Origin of the sequence: Bacillus sp. FSL W8-0223, assembly GCF_038006805.1 — a bacterium.
Taxonomy (GTDB): domain Bacteria; phylum Bacillota; class Bacilli; order Bacillales; family DSM-4216; genus Bacillus_O; species Bacillus_O smithii.
Map to the genome: position 1 here is coordinate 1,198,034 of NZ_JBBOVX010000001.1, position 25,321 is coordinate 1,223,354.

Sequence of the window (25,321 nt, forward strand, 5' to 3'; positions counted from 1 at the left end):
AGAAATGACGAACAGGGAAAAAGGATTTATTTACAGTTGTCTACTGTTTACGTTGATATCAGAAATGCTGTTATCCCCGTTTTATCCGCAGCTATTTTCCGACTATTTTCAAGTGGATGGGGTGCAAGCGACGAGCTTCTTTATCATTTGTTGTCGCCTTGTTGTGATTGTGATGACACCATTGTGGGCGATGATTTGGAAATTAAGAGATTTTCAGAAATGTATACCAATCTTGTTGACGGCTATGGGAGGGTGCAAAATCCTCCTCCCTATGGGCCATACTTTCCTCTATTTTTTAATCGTTTCACTTATTTTACTCTGTTTCCAAAGCGGAATTTATTTGCTTTATCCGACGCTCGTGGCTGCAAGCAAAAATGAGGAAGAAAAAGTAAGAGCCACGACGACTTATTTATGGATCTTTCATGGGAGTGTGGTCGTATCGGGAATGGCTGGAAGCTTTATGGTGAACCAGCCGTTCCCGTTCGATAGCTATTACGTTTTTGCATTCATAGATTTCGTTTTTGCGATCGCAAGTGGCTTTATTTTCTCTCGCAATGAAGCGATGAGAAAAAGGGGGTGTGTAAAAAAGAAAGAAGATTCCGTTAAAAGAAAAAGTAGAAGGTGGTCGGTGGAATTTTTAGGATATTTGCTCACTGTCTTTCTCTTTTATATTGGACATAATGCCATACGTCCCTACTTTACGGTTTTTCTTGACGACAGATTTGGCCTAACAAAACAAGTATCAAGCTTGTTATATGTATTACCAAGTATTGTGGCGATTGTACTGCAATTTTTATTGCCGAAGCGTTGTCTAAAAACGCATATGAAAGCCATCTTCATTAGCTTAACGGGTATAACCGGGGGATTGCTTATTATCCAATCGGCTGCCGGAAGCATATGGTTGTTTGTTTTCATTCGAATCTTGTATGGTATGTGTTTTTTTGTAAGTCTGGCGGCATTAGATCTTTTATTTTTCCAAATGGGAATCGGAAAAAAAGCGCCATTGTCTTATAGTATTGTCTCGTCGATGCAAAATGTTTCCCTGCTTTTATCACCGATGGCTGCTTTGATGATGGTGCAGCATAACGGCTTGGAAGCACCTTTTCTCCTGTGTGGTTTTCTTTTATTGGGTTCGACACTGAGCATAATCTTGAGTTCTATCCATATGGATCCATCATCTTCAAATTCAATGAAAAGGAGAGTTGAACGTCGTGAAAATTTGTGAAACTCCTGTCCATATGATAACAGAAAAAGCTTTTCAAGAAGCCGATCAACGACTTTTAGCCAAAATGATTCAAGAGTTCATGTATGAGGAAATTATAATACCTAAGGTATTCAGTGAGGATGAGTCAGAAGGCATTCGGTATTGCGAATGGAAAGATCAAAAAGGAAATGTTTACTATTTTCAGGCAAAACCTCGCCTATTTGACAGTTATTATGTTTTACCAGAGAGCATCAAAGTGGTAACGAATGAAAAAAGCGATATACCACAGTCTCTTGCTTTTTTGTTAAGTATAAAAGAGGAAGGAAACATGTCAAGTTCTACGGCGGGACATTTAGTAAAAGAGTATTTACATACATTAGTAGCGGATACTCATTTGAAAGAAAGATCCAAGTTATCGCAAGACCTGATTTTATTAGATTATTCGGAATTGGAAGGAGAAATGACGGGGCATCCTTGGATCACATACAATAAAGGCCGTATTGGATTCGGGTATGATGACTATGTCAAATACGCACCGGAGCAAAAGAAAAAGGTCCAGCTGTCATGGATTGCCGTTCATCGAAATATTGGCACTTTTCATTCGGTAGACGGTTTAACTTATCAGCATGTGATCGAACAAGAACTTGGTGAAAAAACCTATCAGCTTTTTCTGAAAAAGCTGGAAGAAGCAGGAGTCAAAGCGAAGGATTATTATTTCATGCCCATACATGCCTGGCAATGGAACAATGTAATTGTGTCTATGTTTGCTGCTGAAATAGCAAGAAAAGAGTTGATTCCGTTAGGAGAAGGAGAAGATGAATATCTGCCTCAACAGTCGATTCGCACTTTTGTGAATGTAACAAGCAAAGAAAAGTTTCATGTGAAGCTGCCGATGAGCATTTTTAATACACTTGTATACAGGGGATTGCCGAGCGAGAGGACGGTGATCGCTCCCGAAGTAACGACGTATATGAAAAATATTCTGGAAAACGATTGGTTTTTAAAGGAAGAATGCCGCCTTGGTCTGTTGGGAGAAGTGGCGACCATCAATGTCGATCACCGCACGTATACGAACTTAAAAGGAGCTCCTTATCAATATCTTGAAATGCTTGGTGTGGTGTGGAGAGAAAGCGTCTATAAGGAACTGAAAGAAGGTGAGCGAGCGATTACACTTGCAGCATTGCTGCATGTAGACCATGAAGGAACTCCGTTCGTATCCAAATTAGTGGAACGATCTGGTCTTACGGTAGAACAATGGGTGAAAAAGCTTGCAAAAGCGATTCTGCCACCGTTGCTTCATTATTTATATCAGTACGGTACCGTGTTTTCACCGCATGGCCAAAATACGGTGCTTGTGTTAAAAGATTACAAGCCAGAGCGCATCATTATGAAAGATTTTGTCGATGATGTCAATATTAGCGACCAGCCTCTTCCGGAACTTGAGGTATTGTCTCCCGAGTTGAAAAAAGTATTGCGCAGCGAGCCGCCTGAAGGATTGACACAATTTATTTTAACCGGATTATTTATTTGCCATTTCCGGTATTTAAGCAACATTTTACAGGAAAAAGAACAATTTTCTGAGTATCGTTTTTGGGGCATTGTTCGTGAAGAAATCCTATCATATCAAAGAAAATTTTCGCATTTACAAGACCGATTCAAGCTCTTTGATTTGTTGCGTCCAACGTTTACAAAGTTGGCACTGAATCGAAATCGCATGTTCGATTATGGTTATGCAGACGGAGAGGATCGTCCGCATGCCAGCGAGTATGGAGAAGTGTCGAATGCACTGTATGAAGTAGCCATTCAGACTAGCAAGAAGAAGTAATTATCGTTTTTGCGTTAAAAACGTTTATGATCCCACCCCCTATCATATAAATTCTCAATATTAAAGGGCGAACTTCAATGAATGAACCATTCATTGAAGTTCTTTTACATCTTGTAAAAGAGAAACCATGGAAGTATTAATTAGTCATAAACAAGGAGCAGTTCTCTGCCAATCTTCAAATAAGATCTGCCTGTTGTGAATGGATGATTTCATGTTTTTTATTAGCCGTTATAAAGATTAGCAGAACACCTGAAAATGATGAATCTAAATGAAACAGATAGCCGACCAGTTGTACAAAAAATGAGTAGAATAAAGTAGAAAGGATTCATTCGATTCATATGATCATTTTCATTGCAAATAAGCCGGTCGTTTTATAAAAAACAGCATGTTTGTTTGTTATTTCGTTTTCTTGATTAGTAGTCCGCTGCTCGTAGTGTTGGGCCGGCTTTTTGTACAATCCGGCGTCCTTTTCCGTGGGGAAGACACATCGGTGTGCCGAAAATAGGGTCAACCGCAATTTGGCAATCGATTTGAAAGACATCTTTGACAAGTTCGCATGTTACCACTTCTTCAGGTTTTCCTTGGTCATATACCTTCTTATCATGAATGGCGACCAAATGATGAGCATAGCGACACGCTAAATTTAAATCGTGCAGCACCATTACAATCGTGCGTTTTTTTGTTTCATTTAATTCAAACAGCAAATCTAAAATTTCAATTTGATGAGCCATATCTAAATACGTAGTAGGTTCGTCTAATAAAATCGTGTCAGTGTCTTGGGCCAGCGTCATGGCAATCCACGCTCTTTGCCGCTGGCCACCTGAAAGGGAATCCACAGGACGATCTGCCAGAGTCTCCATTCCTGTCAGTTTTAATGCTTCTAGAACTTTATTTTCGTCTTCCTCTGACCATTGTTGAAACCACCTTTGATGGGGGTAGCGTCCTTGTTTAACCAACTGCAATACGGTAATCCCTTCCGGTGCAATAGGGCCTTGAGGGAGAATGGCAAGCTGTTTTGCCACTTCTTTTGTTGGCAGCTTCAAAATCTGCTTTCCATCTAATAGGATCGTCCCGTTAGCCGGTTTAAGCAATCGAGCTAAAGATTGTAACAATGTGGATTTGCCACATCCATTACTGCCAATAAACACCGTAATTTCCCCTTTAGGGATTTGTAAGTCCAACTCTTCAATGATGATGTTGTCTCCATATGATAAAGTCAATGATTTTGTTTCAATGGCTTCCATGTCATTCTCTCCTTTCTAAGCAATTACTGATTCCTTTGTTTCAATAAAAGATAGACAAAATAGGGGGCTCCAATAGACGCCGTAAAAACACCAGCCGGAACTTCAATGGGTAAAAACAGTGTTCTTCCGACCAGATCAGCCAGTAAAACTAAAAGAGCTCCCATGATAGCAGATGAAGGAAGCAGATACCCAAAGGAAGATCCGACTAATCTCCGACTGATATGAGGGGCCAGCAATCCTACAAAACCAATCGTTCCTCCAAAAGCAACTGCGCTGCCGATTAAACCTGTGCAAATCAATAAAAACAGGAAACGATATGTATGGACACGATTTCCTGCACTTTTGGCGATTGGTTCGCCTAATTCTTGAATGTTTATGTCCCGAATGATGAGGAAACTGATCAACATTAATATAGTCGTAATCGGCAATAGTATGTTTACATCTTGCCAGTCAGATCCATAGACAGTTCCCGTAATCCAAATATTGGCTTGACTCGCACGGTAAATAGGACTGGTAATCATAAAGAGTGTCGTAGCGGCCTTCATGAAAGCAGATAAACCGATTCCAATTAACACTAAACGAATGGGGGAAAGATTCCTGCCATGGTTGGCTAAGATATATAAAAGCAGTGCAACGACGGTGGCTCCTACGAATGCGCTCAAAGGCAACCATTGAATGCTGACGGTCAAATTATTATCTTTGTCACTAAAGAATGTCAAAAAGAGCACAACCGCAGTAGCGGCTCCTCCTGTAATCCCCATAATGTCAGGAGAAGCTAGAGGATTGCGCGTCATTCCTTGTAGAATGGCGCCAGCTACAGCCAAACTGCTTCCCACTAAAATAGCAATGAGAATCCGAGGAAGTCGAAAATGGGTCACCACTAATTGTTCAAATGCATTTCCTTTTCCGACTAATACCTCGATCACATGAAATGGGTTGATAAACGTTTCTCCTAAACTTGCGCTGATTGTAAAACAAGCAAGCAAAAGGATAAAAAGAAACAGAATAAGAAATAAAGACTTTTTATTGATTAAAAAAGAAAAGTACTTGGTTCGCAAAGTCAGTTGATTTTTCATAACGCTTCTCCTTTCTTGCGCGCTATGTAAATGAAAAAGGGAACCCCTATGAAAGCCGTCAACACGCCGACGGGTACTTCTTCAGGCATTAAAATATATCTGGCTCCAATATCCGCGATAATCAAAAAAATTCCACCTAAAACAGCGCAATAAGGGAGAACCCAACGATGGTCATTTCCCACCAGCCAACGGGCAACATGCGGAACCATGACACCCACAAAACTGATCGGACCGGCAACCGCAACGGCTCCTCCGGCCAAGAGGACTACCATTAAAGACATAAGGAGTTTGACCATCCCTGTTCGTTGGCCCAATCCCTTCGCCAATTTCTCACCCATGACTAAAATATTGATTTGCTTTCCTAATAAAAAGGAACAAGCAAGAGCAAAAATCATATAGGGAAGTACTGCAAAAAGAATCTCAAGCTTTCGTCCTTGAACAGATCCCGCCAGCCAAAATAAAACTTGATCTAAAGAAGATTCGTTGATAACAAGCATCCCTTGGGTCAATGAGCCGAACATAGCCGCAATCGCAGCACCCGCCAATGTCATTTTCATCGGTGTAAGACCATCTTTACCAAGTGATCCAAGGCAGTAGACAATAAAAGAGGCAATGGCAGCTCCTAGAAAAGCGATCCATGTAAAGGAATGGAGCGAACTAATAGAAAAAAAGGTAACAGCGACTACTATAAAGAGGCCGGCACCTGCATTTACTCCCATAATGTCAGGAGAGGCAAGAGGATTTTTGGTAAGAGCTTGCATAAGAGCTCCCGCTACAGCTAAACAACCACCTACCGACGCGCCAATCAAAGCCCTTGGCAAACGAACATTTTTTATCACAAGTTGAGTATTTGAGCCGTTAAAATGTTGAAAAGTATCTATCACTGCTCGTACGTTTGTATCGGTGTATCCTAAGATGATGCTCAAGCCAATACAAATCGCTAAAAGAATGAATCCCCCGATTAATCCAACCAATCGTGTCGTAAAGCTGCTTAACATAAGGTCTTTCTCCTTGTCTATTTAATCGATTTCAACATACTTGTTCATTAATAGTCTAGAAAATTAATAATAAACTGTCAATGACTATGATAATCATTTTCAATTAATCATTGACAACCGGCTCTATCACTCATAATATGGTATTTGAGAATGAAAATTACTATCAATTATCTCGGGAGGGAATAATATGCAAATGGTTTCTACCAAACTAACTACTTTTTTACTTATTCTTGTTGCTGTCTTTGCTCTGGGAGCTTGTAGCAGCAGCGGAGATACATCTTCGAAGAAAACCACCGCTTCTCCGAGCACCAGCTATACGGTCAAACATGCCATGGGTACTACAAAGATTAAAGGGACACCGAAACGTGTTGTAATTTTAACCAATGAAGGGACAGAAGCTTTGCTTGCGATGGGTGTGAAACCGGTTGGAGCTGTTCAATCATGGGAAGGGAATCCTTGGTATGATCATATTAAAGATCAGATGAAAGGCGTCAAAGTAGTAGGTACAGAAGACCAACCAAATTTAGAAGAAATCGCTTCATTGAAACCGGATTTGATTATTGGGAATAAAATGCGCCAAGAAAAAATTTATAAACAATTAAGCGCTATTGCGCCTACTGTTTTTTCTGATGTACTACGCGGGGATTGGAAAGAAAATTTCAAACTTTATGCGAAAGCTTTACATAAAGAAAAAGAAGGCAATGAAGTCATTGCCAAATTTGATAATCGTGTAAAGGAATTAAAGCAAAAGCTAGGGGACAAAACAAAGATGAAAGTTTCTGTCGTTCGATTTGTTCCAGGAGATGTTCGGATTTATCATAAAGACACCTTTTCTGGAGTGATTTTAGACCAACTAGGATTTGCTCGCCCTGCCTCACAAGATAAAAACGACTTTGCAGAACAACACGTAACAAAAGAGCGTGCGTCTGCTATGGATGGCGACATTCTTTTCTATTTCACTTATGATACCGGTGACAATAAAGGAAATGAATTAGAAAAGGATTGGATTTCTGATCCGATTTTCAAAAATTTATCCGTTTCGAAGAATCATAAAGTTTATAAAGTGGACGATGCTATTTGGAATACGGCAGGCGGTGTCATCGCTGCTAATTTAATGTTAGATGATATTGAAAAATATTTTCTTAATGATCAGCAATCTTAAGAAGAATGTTGTTGTGAATGTTTTTTGTTGTTGAAACTTGGATTCATACACGTTTTTCATAAAAAGATTGATGTCATCATATCGTATTATGGCTGAATTTTTACTCGATTGATTTTACTCAAACGTTTTGTAAAAGCCTAGGCTGACTCCATAACATGTCGAGTCAGCCTGCATGTACGCTGCGAGTTCCTTTTTAGTCAAAAGCTTTCTTACTTTTTTTGCAATAGGTGTGGAATTTGTTTTTAACGCTGATTTGAAGAATATAAAATCAGATATTTCGATATCCTTATATCCTGTTTCGGCTTTGCATTTTATCTTTTTCTGAAAAGGGATTTTCTCCGCTTTCGCTTTATTGATTTTTTTTCGTAGGATCACACAAATGACGTAAGGGACTAAGCTGTGTTTCTTAAGAAATAATCTTGACACTAGCGATTTCAAGTTTATAATTGATAATGATTATCATTATAAAAGTTGGTTTTCATGACATAAAAGCGATTTCGCGGATAAAACCAAACAATACAGGCGGAGATCGGGTCATTTTAAAAGAAAGGAGGATCGCAATGCCTTACTTAGCTACTGAAAATCTTGATATTTCATATGGAGAAAGGAAAATCGTTGAGGATCTGAATTTGAAAATACCTGAAGGGAAAATGACCATTATTATAGGTCCTAATGGCTGTGGAAAATCCACTACGTTGAAAACGTTGGCGCGCATCCTGCAACCGAAGAAGGGCACTGTTTATTTGGACGGGAAAGCCATTCATAAACAATCGACGAAGGAGATTGCCAAGAAGATGGCTATTTTGCCGCAGGCACCGGATGCGCCATCAGGGCTGACGGTTTTTGAACTGGTCACATATGGCCGTTTTCCTCATCAAAGCGGTTTTGGAAGAATAACAGCGGAAGACAAAAAAATCATTCATTGGGCGTTAACTGTCACAGGAACATTACCATTTAAAGATCGTCCGGTTGATGCTTTATCTGGCGGGCAAAGACAGCGTGTCTGGATTGCCATGGCACTTGCCCAACAAACGGACTCCATCTTACTAGATGAACCTACCACGTATTTGGATTTAGCGCATCAACTGGAAGTACTCGAGCTTCTCAAGGAATTAAATAAAAAAGAAGATCGAACAGTTGTCATGGTTTTGCACGATTTGAATCATGCAGCGAGATTTGCCGATTATATGGTTGCTATGTGCGATGGGCGAATCGTATGTGAAGGGGAACCAGAGAAAGTGATGACGACTGAAATATTAAAGAAGGTCTTTCAGATTGACGCAGAAATTGTGCAAGATCCGAGAACCAAAAGGCCTGTGTGTCTGACTTACGATTTGCTGAAAGATGAGCAACTTGACATTGGAAAAGCGGCGGGGATCTGATATAAGGAGAAGGTGGAGCTTATGGAGATGCTAAAACCGGAATCTGCCATCGAATCGGTCATTGTGTCAAGAAGAACGATTCGAGTAACAAAAGAAATTCCCATTCCTATGCAAGAAGTGGAACACTTGTTGGAAATGGCTGCTTATGCACCCTTTCACAGCAAAGTAGAACCTTGGTCTGTCACCATCGTATCTACTGAGGATGAGAAAAAGTATTTTTTGAATTGTGTGATGAAAAGTTACGAAAGAACCGGAGTGTTGGCTGCTTATTCTGAAGAGCGTGTGAAAAAGATAAGAGAGGCGTATGAGCAGTATTTTTCATCAACTCCTATTACGTTAATTGTAGCAACGGATCTCTTTGGAGATGAACAAAAAGACTTTGAATCCATAGGAGCTACTTGTGCGTTTATTCAAAACCTTCAATTATTATGTTGGGAGAAAAATATAGGGGTTGTGTGGCGGACTAATCCTTATATTCATGATCCGATATTTGCAAAAGAGTTAGGGATCCCTTCTTCTAAAAAAATCATAGGTTCTGTTCATTTAGGATACATAGATGAAGAGAAAATACCGAAAGCAAAACCGAGAAGAGCATTGCAGGAGTGGGTTCATTCTCTTTCACTTTCCGTCGATACAAAACTCTAGCAATTGTTCAAAAAGCCCATTTATATAACATCATCAATTAGTCATTTTAAGAAATGTAGGAGGAAACACCATGAAGAACAAAATGTCTTTAGCACTTATCATGGCTCTATTTTTATCATTTTCAATATTTTCCGGATGTTCTAATCAAAAAGAAGAAGCCAAAGAGGATAATAAAACTAGAGTGGTCAGCACGCTGAAAGGCGATGTGAAAATTCCGGCGAATCCGAAACGCATTGCGGATATTTCCGGTGCCAGCGAAGACTTGGTCATCTTAGGTCATACGCCGGTGGCGACCGCTAACAGTGATGCCTATAACATAAAAGAGTTCCCAAGCTATCTGAAAGATAAAATGAAGAATGCGAAAATTGTAGGCTACAACATGAACGATACGATGGATGTAGAAGCGATATTGGATACGAATCCTGATTTGATTATCATGAGCGAAAGACAAGAAAAAATTTATGATCAATTGAAAAAGATTGCACCCGTTGTTGTAATGAAGGATTATGGAAATGACTGGAGAGCCAGAATGATGGATGTTGCCAAGTTATTTGGTCAAGAAAAAGATGCCAAAAAATGGCTGAGCGCTTATGACCAAAAGGCGAAAGAAGATGGAAAAGAAATTGCAGCTAAAAATGGGGATCAAACGTATTTATCCGTATTAGCGAGCGGCGGCCAATTTTTTGTATTAGCCGATGCCGGTGTGGGTTCCATTCTTTATGATGACATGAAGTTGAAAAAACCAGCTAATCTGCCAAAACAAAAAGGAATTACATTGCCTGTAGTGACGATTGAAGGATTATCCAAAATTGATGCCGACCACATTATTATGATTGCCACCGATGCAGATAAGAAAAGTTTAGAAAGCAATCCTGTGTGGAAATCGATGAGAGCTGTGAAAGAAGGGAATGTAACATTCCTTAATAGCTCCCCTTACTTTACTCAATGTTATCAACCAATCGGAAAAGAACTTCTGCTAGATGACATTAAAGAAAAAGTAACAAAGAAATAGGATAATCAGCAGGGTTGACGAAAGGAATAGTCCTACCTTTTGTCAGCCCGTATTGCTTTTTCAGGAGGAGCAAATACACAATGGATGAAATATCACAAGTATATCATCAAAAATTGACGTCTCGGCGAGTCATCATGACGATTTCTCTCTTGATAGTTGGGTTGATACTGTTGGTTTTTGGTATTGGACTTTCCATCTCTCTAGGAGCGAAAGACATCAGTTTTTCGACCGTCATGAACAGTATCTTTACGAGAAAACATGCTTTAGACTCTCAAATTGTGAGAGATGTGAGATTGCCTAGAGCAGTCGCAGCGGCTCTGGTTGGAGCATTCCTGGCCGTATCAGGCGCCGTTATGCAAGGAATGACAAGGAATCCGATTGCAGAACCCTCCGTTTTAGGCATCACTCAAGGCGCCACTCTCACTATATCCATTGCTTTTGCAATGCAAGCGAAAATAGGTGGCGCAGGCTTTATGTTTATTGCGTTTATAGGTGCAAGTTTGAGTGGATTACTAGTATATTTTCTCAGCTCCAGGTCGAAAAATGGTGTGGATCCCGCCAAGCTGGCTTTAGCCGGAACAGCGCTCGGGACTTTGTTTATATCAGTGGCGGTGGCCATTGCCATGTACCACAATTTATCACAGCAATTGAGTTTTTGGATTGTAGGTGGATTGACAACGGCAAAATGGGAAGGGGTCCAGTTGCTCTTTTTCGCAGGGATTTGGGGAGTCATTGCGGCCATCATCCTTTCACCGAGCATTACCATCTTAAGCTTAGGGGAAGAAGTTGCGATTGGTCTAGGGAAAAAGACAAATACTGTAAGAATAATGGGAATCATCATCGTTATTTTGTTAAGTGGTAGTTCCGTAGCAGTGGCGGGAAATATTGCTTTTGTAGGGCTTATAGTGCCTCAGATAGTAAGAAGTTTGGTTGGGCCGGATTATCGATTGATTATTCCTTGTTCATTTGTGTTGGGGGCTACTTTGCTAGTGTTTAGCGATATCATCGCAAGAATGATCAATCAGCCTTACGAAACTCCCGTAGGTTCCATAACAGCTCTATTAGGAGTGCCGTTTTTTCTGTATCTTGTAAGAAAGGGTGCTAGAGTGTCATGATCACATATGGTAAACGGAAAAGAGTGATTTGGATTACAACGGTTTTTATAATTCTTATTCTATTCACGATTCTGATTAGTTTACAATTAGGCTCTTTTTCGATCAAACCATGGGAAGTCGTTCAAACCTTTCTTGGACAAGGTACTAGAAAACAAGAAATCGTTCTCTTTAGTATGAGACTCCCCAGAATTGTGATGGCGATACTGGTAGGTACCGCTTTAGCCGTATCTGGCGCCATTCTTCAAAGCATCACCAAAAACGATTTAGCGGATCCTGGCATCATGGGAATTAGTTCGGGAGCGGCGTTAGCTGTCGTGATGTACATATATTTTATGAACGGGAATGTTTACGACGGGGTAAGTAATTTAACTATATGGACGATGCCTGTTGTAGCTTTCTTTGGATCGATATTGGGGGCCGTGCTCATCTACTTGTTTGCCTGGAAAAAAGGGATCAATCCTACAAGATTGATTTTAATCGGGATCGGAATAAACTCTGCTTTTCAAGCTCTCATGATTATCTTTCAACTTCGATTTACCACACAGGAATTTAATAGAGTAATGGTTTGGATTTCAGGCAGCATATGGGGGACTAGTTGGATATATGTCATCACCATATTACCATGGATCATAGTCTTTCTGTTTTTCGCAATTTATAAGGCAAGATTTTTAGATGTTTTCCTTTTAGGCGATCACTTGTCCATCGGATTAGGCGTTCAAGTGGAAAAAGCACGACGGATACTGATTCTTTTTGCGGTTGCATTGGCCGGAGTCGCTACTTCTGTCGCAGGAACGATCTCTTTTTTAGGTCTGATTTCTCCGCATATTGCCAGAAAATTAGTAGGTCCGAAACATAAGTTGTTATTGCCCGTGTCAGCCTTAGTAGGGACGCTCCTTTTGTTAATATCCGATACGATCGCAAGAAATATTGTAGCACCCGCAGAGATACCGGTTGGAATCGTTGTGTCGATCATTGGAGTTCCATACTTTCTTTATTTAATGGTAAAAGAATAATGTTTAATGATCATGTAAGAGCTCCTTTTTTGCACTTGCTGTATATACATATATTTCTTAGAAAAGATTGTACTAAAAGAACATAAACTTTTTTCGAACTTTCTAATAAGGAGAAAGAAGCGTTTTTTTGTCTTGCTAAATTTAGAACATCATCTCATCCAATTGTCCCGTAAAAGAGCTTTAGACATTGTTACTTTGTTGAGTTTAGTTTGGGATCTGGATCGTTTGTAAAACTTCTTCCAGTTCTAAAATAGACGGGCATATATACACTTTTGAATGATAAGAAGGGTCTGGCAAAGTGGAAGAAGGATGGATCCATACAGCTTTAAGACCGGCTTTCACCGAACCTTCTATATCATTTAACCAAGAATCTCCAACGTAGATAGCCTCTTCACGATTCTTATTTAATTTATCTAAAACATAATAAAATGCTTTAGGATCGGGTTTTTCAAAACCGATCTCCTCTGAAATAAAAATATGGGTAGGTTTAATGATTTGATCCAGTCCCATTCTCTTTATTTTTTCTTTTTGCTCTGATTTTTTCCCGTTTGTTAAAATCGCAAGTTCATAATGGCTTTTTATGGACGTCAACAGATTATGTAGCGTAAAGTCTGGAGTGATTCTATCTAATAAATTCTGAAAAAACTCTTGAAAATACTGCTGAGATTCTTCGACCGTAATATCCATTTGAAAATCGTTTAACGTTTTTATTAATCTTTGTTGGCGCAATTCATCTAAAGATATGACATTTTGGGAATGGAGGTTCCATAATTCTTTATCATATCTTTTAAATAAAGAGAGAAATTTATGATAATCAAGGTTTTTCGTTAAATGAGAAGAGTGGAAAACATCCTTATTTGCTTCTTCCCAATACGATTGAAAGGGCAATAATGTATTATCTAAATCCATTAAGACTAGTTTAATCAATAGGATCCTACCTTTCTTTTGGAGATCAATTTCATTTTCTTCTAAGGAAAAGGCCAAGCTGCCAAACCACAGAAAAGTAGTTTTATTTTAATTCTTGAATGATAAAAAATCTGTAGTGGAAAAAAATGAAAATTAGAATACATCTATATATTAGTATTAAAAAGTGCATTTTCGCAATGAAAATTGATAAAAATCAAAAAATTTTAAACTATGTGAGATCCATAATTCACTCTTCTGTCTAAGGCAGCTACCTTTGTCGGGTCTAAGCTGCAAGAACCTATAAGAGATACGCATCACTTTACTGTGGAGTAAAGACTTTTCCAAAACCTCATAATGAATGTCCCTTAACAAGGAGCCTTTGGGATTCAGGAATAAGATGGGATTATCTTCTTTAGAAGATTTGTGAGATTTTTCAAATGGATCATCCTAGGCCGAGAAGAAAAATAGCTGAAAAAACATTCCGTTCAAAATACTATACGAAAAGACATATATTTAAGCAAATGAATATAAAAACTATTCAAATAATAAAATAGAATGATATTTTTACTATTTTATTGACAATTTATTGGTATAATATACTAGAACACCTATCATCATAAAAATAGCTACAAGGATGTTTACCAGTATTCTTTTCATTACTTTTAACTTTCATATTTTTGTGGAAACATACATTGTCTCTTTAGAAGCAAATGAAAAGAGCTTATGCGTCAATCACCACTTCATTTTCATAGATCTATTCATAGGGATGACGTTATTTCACATGGATAGATTAAAGTATTCCTTGCCTAAGTATATTTTTTTTCATTTCAGCTGTTTTTCTCAAAGTCTTTAACAGAAGTTGTCATTCGCAATGTAATCGAATACAATTAAGCAACATAGAATAAAAAGAAAGAGAGTTGTGCAATGGTCAGTATCAAAGATGTAGCAAAAAGAGCCAATGTTTCAACGGCTACTGTATCGAGAGTGTTATCGAAACCGGAAACAGTAAAAGAAGAAACGACGAAAAAAGTGTTAAAAGCTATTAAAGAATTAAATTACCAGCCGAATGCATTAGCCCGGCAATTAAGGAGGCTCGAAACCAAAACTATTTTGGTGGTTGTGCCTGATATTACGAACCCCTTTTTTTCAAAGGTGCTAAGAGGAATTGAATCTGTAGCCATCGAAAATGGATATCAGGTTTTATTAGCGGATACGGGCAATCATATTGAAAGAGAAAAAGGTTATTTCAATATACTTCGTCAAAAAAAAGCGGATGGCATGATTTTATTAACGGCAAGAGTTGATCCGCATCTCATTGAAGAAATCGCCCATGAATATCCCGTAGTTCTGGCATGTGAGTATATTGAGGGTTCCAATATTCCAACCGTTTCAATTGACAATGTAAGTGCTGCCCGAAAGGCAACGGAACATTTAATTCAATTGGGGCATAAGAGAATAGGGTTTATCTCGGGACCCCTCAATGTCGTGTTGGGGAAAGATCGATTAAAAGGATTTTATCAAGGAATGGCGCAAAATAATCTGGAAGTGGAACCGGTTTTGGTACAAGAAGGAGATTTCTCGTACGAGAGCGGCTTTAACATTATGATGAAATTTTTAGCCCTTATGAATCCCCCGACCGGTGTGTTTGTGGCTAATGACGAAATGGCTTTTGGAGCCATACAAGCCATAAAATCGAAAGGGCTGCATGTTCCCGATGATATTTCGGTCATTGGATTTGATGATATAAAATTCTCGGCGATTTTTGAACCGCCCCTTACGACCATCTCGCAGCCGACGTTTGAGATTGGGAGCCTGGCCATGCAACTATTGATAAGATTAATCAATAAAGAAGAAATGCAAAAAAATCAGTATATACTGGAAGATCAACTAATCATAAGAAAATCGTGCTCTCCATACAAAAGGGAATGAAACTAGATGAAAAAAGGGGTTCAATCTTATTCGATTTTCAGTAATGATACTCTGCCCAATATGAATAAGGTGGTAGAGTCTTATTTATTATATAACTCAGCTTTCGCAGTCCAAAATCTTGTTTAAATGCTTGATGTAAATGGTTTTGGGAAGTACAAAATTATCATTTGACATTTTTTAAAACATAAAGAAAGACACCTATTCTTTTGGTAAAATATTGGTGACGAAACCAAATCCAAAAGAAAGGTGTCACCACTATGATAACGAATAAAGACTACTTTGCGCAATTACCAAAAGAAATTAAACAAGGATTTTCCGAATTAAATATTGGATATCATTTAAGAAAAGCGAATATTACGAAACTTTCCGGGTATTCTTGTCTTACTGTTTTCAAACTGATTTTTCTTTTAGTCTTCCAATATAAGAACTGGTTTCGTGCTTTTATGAGTAAACGATCTCAGGATCTGCCCGGAAAGGATACAGTCTATCGCTTTTTAAATACACCAACCTATCATTGGAGAAAGTTTCTGCTTTCATTAAGCAGTGAAATGATCCGTCTGCTTCAACCATTAACTTCAAAAGATCGTGTCACAGCTTTTGTGATTGATGATTCTGTCTTTTCAAGAAACCGTAGTAAGTCGGTTGAACTGTTGGCTAAGGTTTTTGATCACTCTACCCATCAGTACTTGAAAGGGTTTCAAATGCTTACCCTTGGCTGGACCGATAGTTTTACTTTTATTCCCGTTGATTTTGCTCTTCTAAGTTCACCGAAAAAGGAAAATCGCCTGCAAGAAATCAATACCAATATTGATAAACGAACATCTGGCTATAAGCGTCGCCAGGAAGCTCTGAAATCAAAACCGGACGTGGCTTCAGCTTTACTTGATCATGCGCTTGAAAAAGGGATTATAGCTGACTATGTTCTCATGGATTCCTGGTTTACACAAGCGCCTTTAATTGAGAAGATTACGAACAAAGGGTTATTTGTCATTGGCTTGGTGAAGCAATTAAAGCAGCGATACGTTTACAATGGTGAACGTTTCACACTGAATCAACTTTACAAATTGGCAAAACCTCACATGGGTAAAAAAGACATTCGCGGATCCGTTTATGCTACTTTAGACAATGGAATTCCAGTAAAAATTCTATTTGTACGAAACCGTAATAAACGGAGCGAATGGCTTGCCATTCTCAGCACAGATACAACATTAGAAAATGAAGAGATCATTCGTATTTACGGCATGCGTTGGGACATTGAAGTCTTCTTCAAATGCAATAAATCCCTTTTAAATTTAGAGAAAGAATTCCAGGGACGTTCCTACGACATGTTAATTAGCCATACAACCATTGTTTTTACACGATATATTCTCATTGCTTGGCAAATGCGAAAAGAGGAGGATCCTAAGACGATTGGCAACCTTTTTTACATCCTTTGCGAAGATGTAAAAGACATAGATTTTATTACTGCCCTTCAATCACTTATTGACCTTTTCCAAACTTTGGCGGAAGCCGAGGTTTCTTTGAACATGGACATCTTTAAAAATCAAATGAATAAATGGTTGGCCACTATACCTAATTATATCAAGCAATGCTTAAATATTTCTGTGTGCGAAAGTTGAGTTATTAAAAGAAAAGAACTTAAAAGTATCAGCAATGTTGCCCGCTCCAGGCGGCGGGCCGGGGATGAATCCGAGTTCTCCTCTGGCGGAAGAAAGAAAGTTTACCATCAACCATTACAAAGAAGTGGTACGGCTAGCTTCTGAATGGGAATGTCCAACCGTTATCTGGGTTGCCGGCTGGGTTGTCCATGGCACTTCTCAACAAGATGCGTGGAATTATAGTTTGCAAGGTTTAATAGATGTAGCCAATTTCGCCAAAAAACATGGGGTGACGATGGTAGTAGAACCTACTCCTGCGGACAGCAATTTAATTGAAACAGCCGATGATGCCTTGCTTTTAAGGGAACAAACAGGCTTATCCAATGTAAAAGTAATGTTTGACACTTTCCATGCTTTATACAGAAATGAAGTGCCAAGCGATTATGCTTATCGAATGGGAGAATACCTTCACCACGTCCACATTTCTGATCATGACCGACTTCCGCCCGGACAAGGAAGAGGCGATTTTCCATCTTTATTAAAAGCGTTAAAAGATATTCATTATAACGGTTATTTGTCAATGGAAGTAGGATTTCATACGAGACAATCAGAACCTGATTGGTATGCAAGAACGTCAATCGAATATTTAAAAGCGAAATTAGCAGAATTGGATTAATGGAAAAAAAAGAGTTCAACCGATGTCAGGAAGAGCTTGCCGGATCCAAAAGGTTGTGTCCACTATAGGGCACAACCTTTTTTAGCATAAAAAGAAAAATTCCTGTTATTTGGGTGTTGATTCGGCAGGAAGAAACAGCTTTTATTCGAATACTATGTGAACAATCAAAATAAAATTCAAAGGAAACCAATGTTTTATGGAGGTTTTGATCGATCTCATAATTTTTTCACTATACGATAAATGCTTTATTTGATCCTGCCATCACGCTCATTTTTATTTTGTTCTTTCCTTTTGCGGATTGAACAAAAAATACCATTCAATAAAATTTTCCAATCTACAACATAAGAGTTGACAAAAGATTGGATGTGCGTTACTATTATCTCAAATTCAAGATACTTGGATTTAAGATAATGAGGTGGAAGAAAACGAATATAAGGGGGGTGGAAATAACAAGATGATGATGTCTGTTGGTTTTTAGACAGGATGGAATAGTGGAACGTTTCCTTAGTATGAATAAGGAAAGCGCACCCTAAGCACGGGGCGAGAATGGGCCCCTTCAATATAGATCAAAATAAATTTTAAAGGAGGAGAAAATGATGATGAGTATTGGTTTGTTAATTATTCGTTTAGTGATTGGATTATCGTTTGTCGGCCATGGAGCTCAAAAATTGTTCGGCTGGTTTGGAGGCTATGGAATAAAGGGCACCGGTCAATGGATGGAATCGATTGGCATTAAACCAGGTGCAACGATGGCTTTTCTGGCCGGTTTAGCAGAATTTGCAGGGGGATTGTTATTCGCTCTAGGATTACTAACACCTCTTGCGGGAATCATGATCGCTGCGACCATGATCGTTGCGATTGCAAAAGTTCACGGACCGAATGGATTTTGGGCGACACAAAATGGTTATGAATTGAATCTTATATTAATTGCAGTTGCCATTGGGGTTGCTCTTACAGGTCCTGGCCAATATGCTTTGGATGCCGTTCTTTTCTAAAACGATTTTGTCCAAAATGTGAGGGAATCAAAAGAGAATTTAAAGTAAATGAGTATGGAGGGGCAATAGAGTGAATCAGCCATTATAGAATCCATTATAGAAAATTTGCCCCTTCTTTTTTAACATGCAAAAGCGAGGAAGATACTTGTATTTTTAGAAAATGATCCATACTTGCTTCATCAGGAAAGGAATCAATCTATTCAAGGAGAGAAGAATGATGGGGAAGAAAACAAAAGGGATCCATCACATCACAGCCATTGTGGGGAATCCGCAGGAAAATGTCGACTTTTATGCTGGTGTGCTGGGATTGCGATTGGTGAAGAAAACGATTAATTTCGATGATCCGGGCACTTACCACTTTTATTTTGGCAATGAAGCCGGAAAACCGGGCACGATTATCACCTTTTTCCCATGGCCAGATGGGCGCAGAGGGAAAATCGGCGACGGACAAGTGGGAGTGACAACATATGTTGTTCCAAAAGGCGCTATGCTGTTTTGGGAACAAAGGCTCGAGAAATTCCACGTTCCATTTTCCAAACTAGAACGATTTGGCGAACAATATTTACGTTTGAGCGATCCTCATGGGTTGGAAATAGAATTGGTGGAGAGAAAAGAAGGAGACAACAGCCAATGGAGTTTTGGCGGCGTGACCTCTGATGTCGCCATTAAAGGTTTTGGAGGAGCCGTTCTTTTCTCTGCCGATCCTGAAAAAACAGCTGAATTGCTCGAAAACGTACTGGGGCTTGAACAAGCAGGAGAGGAAGGAGAATATATCCGTTTTCGGTCGACAAGCGACATTGGGAATGTGGTTGATTTGAAAACATCTCCAACCGGCCGCGGTCAAGTAGGGGTCGGAACGGTCCATCATATCGCTTGGCGTACAGAGAATGACGAGGATCAGTTGGATTGGAAAGAACGCATCGAAAAACACGGATATCAAGTAACGCCTGTACAGGACAGAAATTATTTTCACTCTATTTACTTCAGAGAATATGGGAAAATTTTATTTGAAATGGCCACAGACCCACCGGGATTTGCCATTGATGAAGAACCGGAAAAATTAGGAGAAAATTTAATGCTGCCTGAGTGGTATGAACCGTACAGAAGCAAATTGGAACAAATTTTGCCGTCTATTCAAGTAAGAGAATTGGACAAAACTCAGAAGTAAAAATTTCTTTTTAAAAGCAGGACTAGATGATTGGGATTCGATCATTGATCCAATCCATAAGAAAATCGGAAATTGAATGAGCCGTCTTCCTTGTTATGAGGTATGAAAGGAGAAAAATCATGAGACATCTATTTCAACAAGGCCGCGATCCGGCGAAGCCCACTTTTCTTTTGCTTCATGGAACAGGGGGCAATGAATCGGACCTATTGCCTCTGGCCGGTATGATCGACCCGGATGCTTCCGTTTTAAGTGTACGCGGAAATGTGCTGGAAAACGGAATGCCTCGTTTCTTTAGAAGATTGGCGGAAGGCGTATTCGATGAAAAAGATCTTGTGTTCCGTACGAAAGAATTATATGAGTTTCTAGACGAAGCATCAAAGAAGTATTCATTCGATCGAAAAAATATAGTGGCTATTGGATATTCCAACGGAGCTAATATCGCCGGAAGCTTACTGTTTCATTATCAAGATGCGTTGAAAGGAGCCATTCTCTTTCATCCGATGGTTCCAAGAAGAGGGATTGATTTGCCGCATCTGTCAGAGACAAAGGTATTCATCGCAGCGGGCACAAATGATCCCATCTGTTCTCCGCAGGAATCATCGGAACTTCAACTTTTATTAGAACAAGCACATGCGAAAGTTGACATTCACTGGGAGAATAAAGGCCATCAATTAACATTGGATGAAATTCAAGCCGCTGCTAAATGGTATCAAGAAATGTTTTGATATCTAAAAACCATGTATTCTGATATTTTGTGCGAATTTTGAAAAAGATGATGATGCGAAATGGAGCAGCTTTGTGGACAATAAGCAAATGAGAAATGTTTGGCTGAATTGAACAATGAGGAAAACATAGCAGCAACATTAACAATCGGAAAATGGAAGCAGGTTGAATGGAATCATTTTTGAACGTTGTCTGTTTTGGCTTTAAAAGAATAAAAACATACTATTATAACGGCAAGGCACGAATGACCACCTCATTCATGTATTTTCAAATATATTTTTCATGATCAAGATTGTTACTTTACAGTTTTTAATTACAATAATAAAATTACTTACGTAAAGTAACTATATAAATTTTGAAAACTACTTTTTTACAACTGAAGGTAAGTAAATGAATTTCATTATTTATTCAAAGAGAGGGAATTAATATGGAATTTCATCCCGCCCCATACGTTTGTGGGACAAGTGGACTTAAAAGTGGCCAATTTAGAACGTTCTCTTGCGTTTTACCAAAACGTGATAGGTTTTCAAATACTGGAACAATCAAAAAAGAAGGCGGTCCTTACAGCGGATGGAAAAACGCCTCTGGTAACCATTGAGCAACCGGAAAATGTGATACCGAAACAGCCGCATAGAACCGGTTTGTACCATTTTGCCATCCTACTGCCTACACGTTCGGACTTGGCGAAAGTATTGCTGCATTTTATTCAAATTCGCTATCCATTGCAAGGGGGATCGGATCACCTTGTAAGTGAAGCGCTCTATTTAGCGGATCCTGACGGAAACGGAATTGAGATTTATGCAGATCGTCCATCATCTACATGGAATTGGAACAATGGGGAAGTGGTCATGTCAACAGAGCCGCTGGATGTAGAAAATTTGCTTGCAGAAGGAAGAGATGGATCGTGGAAAGGACTTCCTTCCGATACAGTTATTGGACATATTCATTTGCACGTTTCCGAATTGCAAAAAACGGAGCAATTTTATCGTGAAGGGCTTGGATTTGATATTGTAAGCCGATATGGTCGACAGGCGTTATTTATCTCGACAGGCGGCTATCATCATCATATTGGATTAAATACTTGGAACGGGGTGGGAATACCTGCGCCTTCAGAAAATAGCGTCGGATTGAAAAAGTTTTCTCTTGTCCTCCCGAGCGATGAAGCTCGAAATCAAATCATCGACCGGTTGCGGAAAATCGATGCTTCCGTGACAGAAGAAAACGATATATACATGACAAAAGATCCTTCAGGAAATCAGATTCAGCTTTTGGTGTAAGTTTGAATCATTTTCCAATATTTTCAGCTTAAATCCAATGCTCTCTGAGAAGTTGATTTTTAAACCAATAAACGTTCTTGCAGCACTCTTCCTTAAATCGGGTGAAAGAGTGCTGTTTTTTTATAACGGGCCTATGCATGTCTCTTTCATTCTATACGTGAAATGATTTTAGAAAGGAGAAATGAAAACATTTTATATTTTGTCATAATAGATAAGTCCTGAACGGAGCATTGTTGACAGAATAATTCTTTCTAGCACAAAATATGGACTGAATATGGATGCTTTGCCATAATGGTGAATGGATTAAGATGTATGGATGTATCTCACCAGGCTATGCGAGTAAGAATTAGTGCAAAATAATTTACATTTTTGCATGAATGATTTAAGATGAAAACAATTATTTTTTCCTTAAGTAAACTTTTTTGTAGAAGTATTACTTTTAGGTGTTTATGCAAAATTGAGAGGATCATTCGTAATGAACAATCATGATAAGAATAAACAAATTATTTATACAGCCCAGGCGGTTTTAGAGGGCAAAATCAAAGGATGGAAAGGCATTTTTCCTTTCTTGGGTCCGGCGTTTATTGCTTCTGTCGCCTATATGGATCCGGGCAACTTTGCAACCAATATCACAGCGGGATCTAAATATGGCTATGCGTTGTTATGGGTGATTGCGGCATCCAATTTAATGGCGGTGCTGATTCAATCTTTATCCGCTAAATTAGGAATTGCAACAGGCCGTAACTTGCCTGAGGTAGCAAGGGGATATTTTTCAAAACCTGTTTCCGTCTTTTTATGGATTCAAAGTGAATTAGTGATCATCGCAACGGATTTGGCTGAGTTTATTGGTTCATCATTAGGGCTTCACTTGCTTTTCGGGGTGCCTATGGTTCCTGCCGCTCTTATCACCGCTATTGCATCTTTTGTGATTTTGGAATGTCAGCGACGTGGTTTTCGTTCATTGGAAACCGTGATTGTCGTCATGATTTCCATGGTGGTTTTATCGTTTGCCGTCCAAATGGTTCTGGCAAAACCTGATGTGGGAGCCGTTGCCGAAGGCTTGTTGACGCCGAAGTTTATAGGAGCAGACAGTGTTCTGCTCGCTTCCGGCATTCTCGGGGCGACGGTCATGCCTCATGCTATTTACCTTCATTCTTCTTTGACTCAAAATCGTATAGTGGGAAAAGGCGAGTTAGAGAAAAAGAAAATATTTCAATTTGAGTTTTTGGACATCCTTTTTGCGATGTTAATATCGGGTGCCATCAATATGGCCATGTTGATTGTAGCCGCGGCCTTATTCCATAAAAATGGTTATGTTGTAGAAGATTTGGACAAAGCCTTTTACCTTTTCCATCATTTATCCGGTACTGCAGCTGCCGCTTTTTTTGGTTTTGGTTTGTTAATTGCTGGCTTGTCGAGCTCTTCCGTCGGGACGATGGCCGGTGATGTGGTGATGCAAGGATTTATTAACAAAAGAATACCTATTTATGTCCGGCGATTCATTACGATGGTGCCGCCGTTGGCCATTATTATAAGCGGCATTAATCCTACAAAAGCGTTGGTCGTCAGCCAAGTTGTTTTATCTTTTGGCATTGCTTTCGCTTTAATTCCGCTCATTATTTTTACAAGCAAGCGAAAAATTATGGGGATTCTTGTGAATCATCGCATGACAACCGTCATTAGCTGGATTGTCGCAACGCTAGTCATTTTACTAAATCTTTTTATCCTTTTTCATACTTTTGTTGGATAGATTGAAAAACTTAAAAAAATAAAATTGTGTTCATCCATCAGATGCACTGTCATAAAATCATGAATGAGTAAAACCTTTACGAATTTCAGCATAAAATGAGGATTCGTAAAGGTTTTTTTATGAATAAGATGTAATAGTGAGCATGTTCTAGATTCATTCTTCCACTGGCGTTCTCTATTGTCAAAAGTCTGCTTTTTCATTAACCTGTATAAGGACTCTTTTTCAATCTCCTTTTCAGCCTTTGCCGGGATTACTGCTTTTTCGTCTTGAAACCGGGATTATAATAAAACGTGGAATGGATGAAGGGGGAAATGGTTACAATGCCGATCTTTCGGGAGCTTGGAGAAGTCGTGCGATCTATTCTATTATTTTCAAAGAATGGGTTTGAGAAATTATCTATATTGTAATAATGGATAGAAAATAAAAAATTCCGGCAGAACTTTTAATGGTATAGATAGGTCTTTTAGAATGTCATCATCATGATGACATTTCATTTTGATCGTACGGTGGATGGAAAGGACGAGTGAATGGACTGTATCCATGATCGCCTAACTTCCGAACTCATAATGGATTCTTCCCGAAAATAAACAAAGGCTAAATTCTTTTTTCTTGCGAGATAGGATTTTTAGAAGATATGAGTTTTTCTACCGTTGAACGAATGGTGAAAATGATAAAAAGACCAATTTTTCATCCAAGGGAGAGTGCAACGTCATGAAATCAGTAAAAAAAGCGATCATCCCGGCTGCCGGGTTGGGAACACGTTTTTTGCCTGCGACAAAAGCGATGCCAAAAGAAATGCTTCCCATTGTTGATAAGCCTACCATTCAATATATTGTGGAAGAAGCCATTCATTCTGGGATTGAGGATATTATCATCGTGACCGGCAAAGGAAAACGCGCGATAGAAGACCATTTTGATCATGCATTTGAATTAGAAAAAAACCTTTATGACACAGGAAAGCTGGATTTGTTGGAAAAGGTTCAGCAATCATCGAACATGGTTGACATCCATTACATTCGTCAAAAAGAACCGTTGGGTTTGGGCCATGCGGTTTGGTGTGCTCGTAAATTTATTGGAGACGAGCCTTTTGCCGTGTTATTAGGGGATGATATTGTGGAATCGGAAACTCCTTGCATCAAGCAGCTAATGAATGTATATGAAAAAACGGGAGCATCCGTCATTGGCGTTCAGCCTGTTCCTTTGGAAGAAAGTCATCGTTATGGAATGATTGACCCGATGGCTCAGAATGGCCGACTGTATGAAATCAAAAATTTAGTGGAAAAACCGAAAAGAGGACAAGCCCCTTCTAATTTAGCGATCATGGGTCGTTATATTCTGACGCCAGAAATCTTTTCTTACCTAGAAAAACAAGAAAGAGGGGCAGGGGGAGAAATTCAGCTTACCGACGCCATTCAAAAATTGAGCAAGACTCAAAAAGTGTTTGGCTACTGCTTTGAAGGGAAACGATATGATGTCGGAGAAAAATTGGGCTTTATTTTGACGACTATTGAGTTTGCTTTAAAAAATGAAGAATTAAGAGAGCCTATACTAGAAAAATTGAAACAACTGATAAAACAAGAAGAGAGAATGGTTTAAAACAAATAGATGGGGTGCGTGTATACG

Annotated in this window: 21 protein-coding genes; 17 read left to right on the forward strand and 4 right to left on the reverse strand. The window is 39.1% G+C overall.

Translation table 11 applies throughout. The annotated features are described in order from the left end of the window. The first annotated feature begins 4 nt into the window (after positions 1 to 4). Both NST81_RS05975 and NST81_RS05980 read left to right on the forward strand, forming a co-directional pair. The gene (locus NST81_RS05975; protein ID WP_341028887.1) at positions 5 to 1,225 is read left to right on the forward strand and encodes an MFS transporter; all 1,221 of its coding nucleotides are present in this window, start codon (positions 5 to 7) and stop codon (positions 1,223 to 1,225) included. Continuing rightward, on the forward strand, positions 1,212 to 3,029 hold the full coding sequence (locus NST81_RS05980) for an IucA/IucC family protein (RefSeq protein ID WP_327797604.1): 1,818 nt from the start codon (positions 1,212 to 1,214) through the stop codon (positions 3,027 to 3,029). The genes NST81_RS05975 and NST81_RS05980 overlap by 14 nt, the downstream gene beginning before the upstream one ends. Positions 3,030 to 3,442: 413 nt before the next feature. Here the strand turns inward: NST81_RS05980 and NST81_RS05985 are convergent, their stop codons facing one another. From NST81_RS05985 to NST81_RS05995, 3 genes are read right to left on the reverse strand one after another with little or no spacing between them, the layout of a single operon-like run. Then, positions 3,443 to 4,273, reverse strand: coding sequence for an ABC transporter ATP-binding protein (locus tag NST81_RS05985; RefSeq protein ID WP_327804404.1), 831 nt, complete (start codon positions 4,271 to 4,273; stop codon positions 3,443 to 3,445). A gap of 23 nt (positions 4,274 to 4,296) precedes the next feature. Then, entirely contained in the window at positions 4,297 to 5,349 is a 1,053-nt protein-coding gene (locus NST81_RS05990; protein WP_341028890.1) for a FecCD family ABC transporter permease, read from the reverse strand. Beyond that, the gene (locus NST81_RS05995) at positions 5,346 to 6,347 is read right to left on the reverse strand and encodes a FecCD family ABC transporter permease (RefSeq protein ID WP_341028892.1); all 1,002 of its coding nucleotides are present in this window, start codon (positions 6,345 to 6,347) and stop codon (positions 5,346 to 5,348) included. Before NST81_RS05995 ends, NST81_RS05990 begins: the two co-directional genes overlap by 4 nt. Positions 6,348 to 6,540: 193 nt before the next feature. Between NST81_RS05995 and NST81_RS06000 the strand changes: the two genes are divergently transcribed. The 6 genes from NST81_RS06000 to NST81_RS06025 all read left to right on the forward strand — a co-directional run bounded on the left by NST81_RS06000 (position 6,541) and on the right by NST81_RS06025 (position 12,676). Further along, a complete protein-coding gene (locus NST81_RS06000; protein ID WP_040341383.1) occupies positions 6,541 to 7,509 on the forward strand; it encodes an ABC transporter substrate-binding protein in 969 nt (322 codons plus the stop codon). A 560-nt stretch (positions 7,510 to 8,069) separates the two neighbouring features. Further along, positions 8,070 to 8,891, forward strand: coding sequence for an ABC transporter ATP-binding protein (locus tag NST81_RS06005; RefSeq protein ID WP_341028894.1), 822 nt, complete (start codon positions 8,070 to 8,072; stop codon positions 8,889 to 8,891). A 21-nt stretch (positions 8,892 to 8,912) separates the two neighbouring features. Continuing rightward, on the forward strand, positions 8,913 to 9,536 hold the full coding sequence (locus tag NST81_RS06010; protein WP_003354244.1) for a nitroreductase family protein: 624 nt from the start codon (positions 8,913 to 8,915) through the stop codon (positions 9,534 to 9,536). A gap of 70 nt (positions 9,537 to 9,606) precedes the next feature. After that, a complete protein-coding gene (locus NST81_RS06015; protein WP_341028898.1) occupies positions 9,607 to 10,548 on the forward strand; it encodes an ABC transporter substrate-binding protein in 942 nt (313 codons plus the stop codon). A gap of 80 nt (positions 10,549 to 10,628) precedes the next feature. Further along, on the forward strand, positions 10,629 to 11,663 hold the full coding sequence (locus NST81_RS06020) for a FecCD family ABC transporter permease (protein WP_048622984.1): 1,035 nt from the start codon (positions 10,629 to 10,631) through the stop codon (positions 11,661 to 11,663). Continuing rightward, complete coding sequence (locus NST81_RS06025) at positions 11,660 to 12,676, forward strand: FecCD family ABC transporter permease (RefSeq protein ID WP_048622985.1); 1,017 nt, start codon at positions 11,660 to 11,662, stop codon at positions 12,674 to 12,676. The genes NST81_RS06020 and NST81_RS06025 overlap by 4 nt, the downstream gene beginning before the upstream one ends. A 204-nt stretch (positions 12,677 to 12,880) precedes the next feature. Here NST81_RS06025 and NST81_RS06030 read toward each other — a convergent pair whose 3' ends face one another. Further along, the gene (locus tag NST81_RS06030) at positions 12,881 to 13,603 is read right to left on the reverse strand and encodes an HAD family hydrolase (RefSeq protein ID WP_341028901.1); all 723 of its coding nucleotides are present in this window, start codon (positions 13,601 to 13,603) and stop codon (positions 12,881 to 12,883) included. A gap of 903 nt (positions 13,604 to 14,506) precedes the next feature. Between NST81_RS06030 and NST81_RS06035 the strand changes: the two genes are divergently transcribed. The 9 genes from NST81_RS06035 to galU all read left to right on the forward strand — a co-directional run bounded on the left by NST81_RS06035 (position 14,507) and on the right by galU (position 25,294). Further along, positions 14,507 to 15,511: a LacI family DNA-binding transcriptional regulator gene (locus tag NST81_RS06035; protein ID WP_341028903.1), complete on the forward strand. Its 1,005-nt coding sequence runs from the start codon at positions 14,507 to 14,509 to the stop codon at positions 15,509 to 15,511. A gap of 257 nt (positions 15,512 to 15,768) precedes the next feature. Then, positions 15,769 to 17,130 (forward strand): IS4 family transposase, encoded by a 1,362-nt coding sequence (locus NST81_RS06040; RefSeq protein WP_087960047.1) that lies wholly within the window; start codon positions 15,769 to 15,771, stop codon positions 17,128 to 17,130. Next, positions 17,114 to 17,785 carry a sugar phosphate isomerase/epimerase family protein gene (locus tag NST81_RS06045; protein ID WP_341030475.1) on the forward strand — a complete coding sequence of 224 codons (672 nt, stop codon included), beginning with the start codon at positions 17,114 to 17,116 and terminating at the stop codon, positions 17,783 to 17,785. The genes NST81_RS06040 and NST81_RS06045 overlap by 17 nt, the downstream gene beginning before the upstream one ends. Positions 17,786 to 18,381: 596 nt before the next feature. Beyond that, positions 18,382 to 18,780, forward strand: coding sequence for a DoxX family protein (locus NST81_RS06050; RefSeq protein ID WP_048622989.1), 399 nt, complete (start codon positions 18,382 to 18,384; stop codon positions 18,778 to 18,780). 217 nt (positions 18,781 to 18,997) lie between these two features. Next, a complete protein-coding gene (locus NST81_RS06055) occupies positions 18,998 to 19,948 on the forward strand; it encodes a ring-cleaving dioxygenase (RefSeq protein ID WP_341028905.1) in 951 nt (316 codons plus the stop codon). A 119-nt stretch (positions 19,949 to 20,067) separates the two neighbouring features. Beyond that, a complete protein-coding gene (locus tag NST81_RS06060; protein WP_048622991.1) occupies positions 20,068 to 20,673 on the forward strand; it encodes an alpha/beta hydrolase in 606 nt (201 codons plus the stop codon). Positions 20,674 to 21,147: 474 nt separating this feature from the next. Then, positions 21,148 to 21,948, forward strand: coding sequence for a VOC family protein (locus NST81_RS06065; protein WP_244878048.1), 801 nt, complete (start codon positions 21,148 to 21,150; stop codon positions 21,946 to 21,948). A gap of 475 nt (positions 21,949 to 22,423) precedes the next feature. Continuing rightward, a complete protein-coding gene (locus NST81_RS06070; RefSeq protein ID WP_341028909.1) occupies positions 22,424 to 23,698 on the forward strand; it encodes an Nramp family divalent metal transporter in 1,275 nt (424 codons plus the stop codon). Between the two features lie 711 nt (positions 23,699 to 24,409). Beyond that, positions 24,410 to 25,294 (forward strand): UTP--glucose-1-phosphate uridylyltransferase GalU, encoded by an 885-nt coding sequence (gene galU / locus NST81_RS06075; protein ID WP_270584292.1) that lies wholly within the window; start codon positions 24,410 to 24,412, stop codon positions 25,292 to 25,294. The last annotated feature ends 27 nt before the right edge of the window (positions 25,295 to 25,321 follow it).

Coding starts and splice junctions, on each gene's coding strand:
- NST81_RS05985 (WP_327804404.1), bottom strand. CDS start 4,273: ATGGAAGCCATTGAAACAAAATCATTGACTTTATCATATGGAGACAAC.
- NST81_RS06000 (WP_040341383.1), top strand. CDS start 6,541: ATGGTTTCTACCAAACTAACTACTTTTTTACTTATTCTTGTTGCTGTC.
- NST81_RS06070 (WP_341028909.1), top strand. CDS start 22,424: ATGAACAATCATGATAAGAATAAACAAATTATTTATACAGCCCAGGCG.
- NST81_RS06025 (WP_048622985.1), top strand. CDS start 11,660: ATGATCACATATGGTAAACGGAAAAGAGTGATTTGGATTACAACGGTT.
- NST81_RS06020 (WP_048622984.1), top strand. CDS start 10,629: ATGGATGAAATATCACAAGTATATCATCAAAAATTGACGTCTCGGCGA.
- NST81_RS05975 (WP_341028887.1), top strand. CDS start 5: ATGACGAACAGGGAAAAAGGATTTATTTACAGTTGTCTACTGTTTACG.
- NST81_RS05995 (WP_341028892.1), bottom strand. CDS start 6,347: ATGTTAAGCAGCTTTACGACACGATTGGTTGGATTAATCGGGGGATTC.
- NST81_RS06035 (WP_341028903.1), top strand. CDS start 14,507: ATGGTCAGTATCAAAGATGTAGCAAAAAGAGCCAATGTTTCAACGGCT.
- NST81_RS06055 (WP_341028905.1), top strand. CDS start 18,998: ATGGGGAAGAAAACAAAAGGGATCCATCACATCACAGCCATTGTGGGG.
- NST81_RS05990 (WP_341028890.1), bottom strand. CDS start 5,349: ATGAAAAATCAACTGACTTTGCGAACCAAGTACTTTTCTTTTTTAATC.
- NST81_RS06050 (WP_048622989.1), top strand. CDS start 18,382: ATGATGAGTATTGGTTTGTTAATTATTCGTTTAGTGATTGGATTATCG.
- NST81_RS06010 (WP_003354244.1), top strand. CDS start 8,913: ATGGAGATGCTAAAACCGGAATCTGCCATCGAATCGGTCATTGTGTCA.
- NST81_RS06060 (WP_048622991.1), top strand. CDS start 20,068: ATGAGACATCTATTTCAACAAGGCCGCGATCCGGCGAAGCCCACTTTT.
- NST81_RS06015 (WP_341028898.1), top strand. CDS start 9,607: ATGAAGAACAAAATGTCTTTAGCACTTATCATGGCTCTATTTTTATCA.
- NST81_RS06005 (WP_341028894.1), top strand. CDS start 8,070: ATGCCTTACTTAGCTACTGAAAATCTTGATATTTCATATGGAGAAAGG.
- galU (WP_270584292.1), top strand. CDS start 24,410: ATGAAATCAGTAAAAAAAGCGATCATCCCGGCTGCCGGGTTGGGAACA.
- NST81_RS06040 (WP_087960047.1), top strand. CDS start 15,769: ATGATAACGAATAAAGACTACTTTGCGCAATTACCAAAAGAAATTAAA.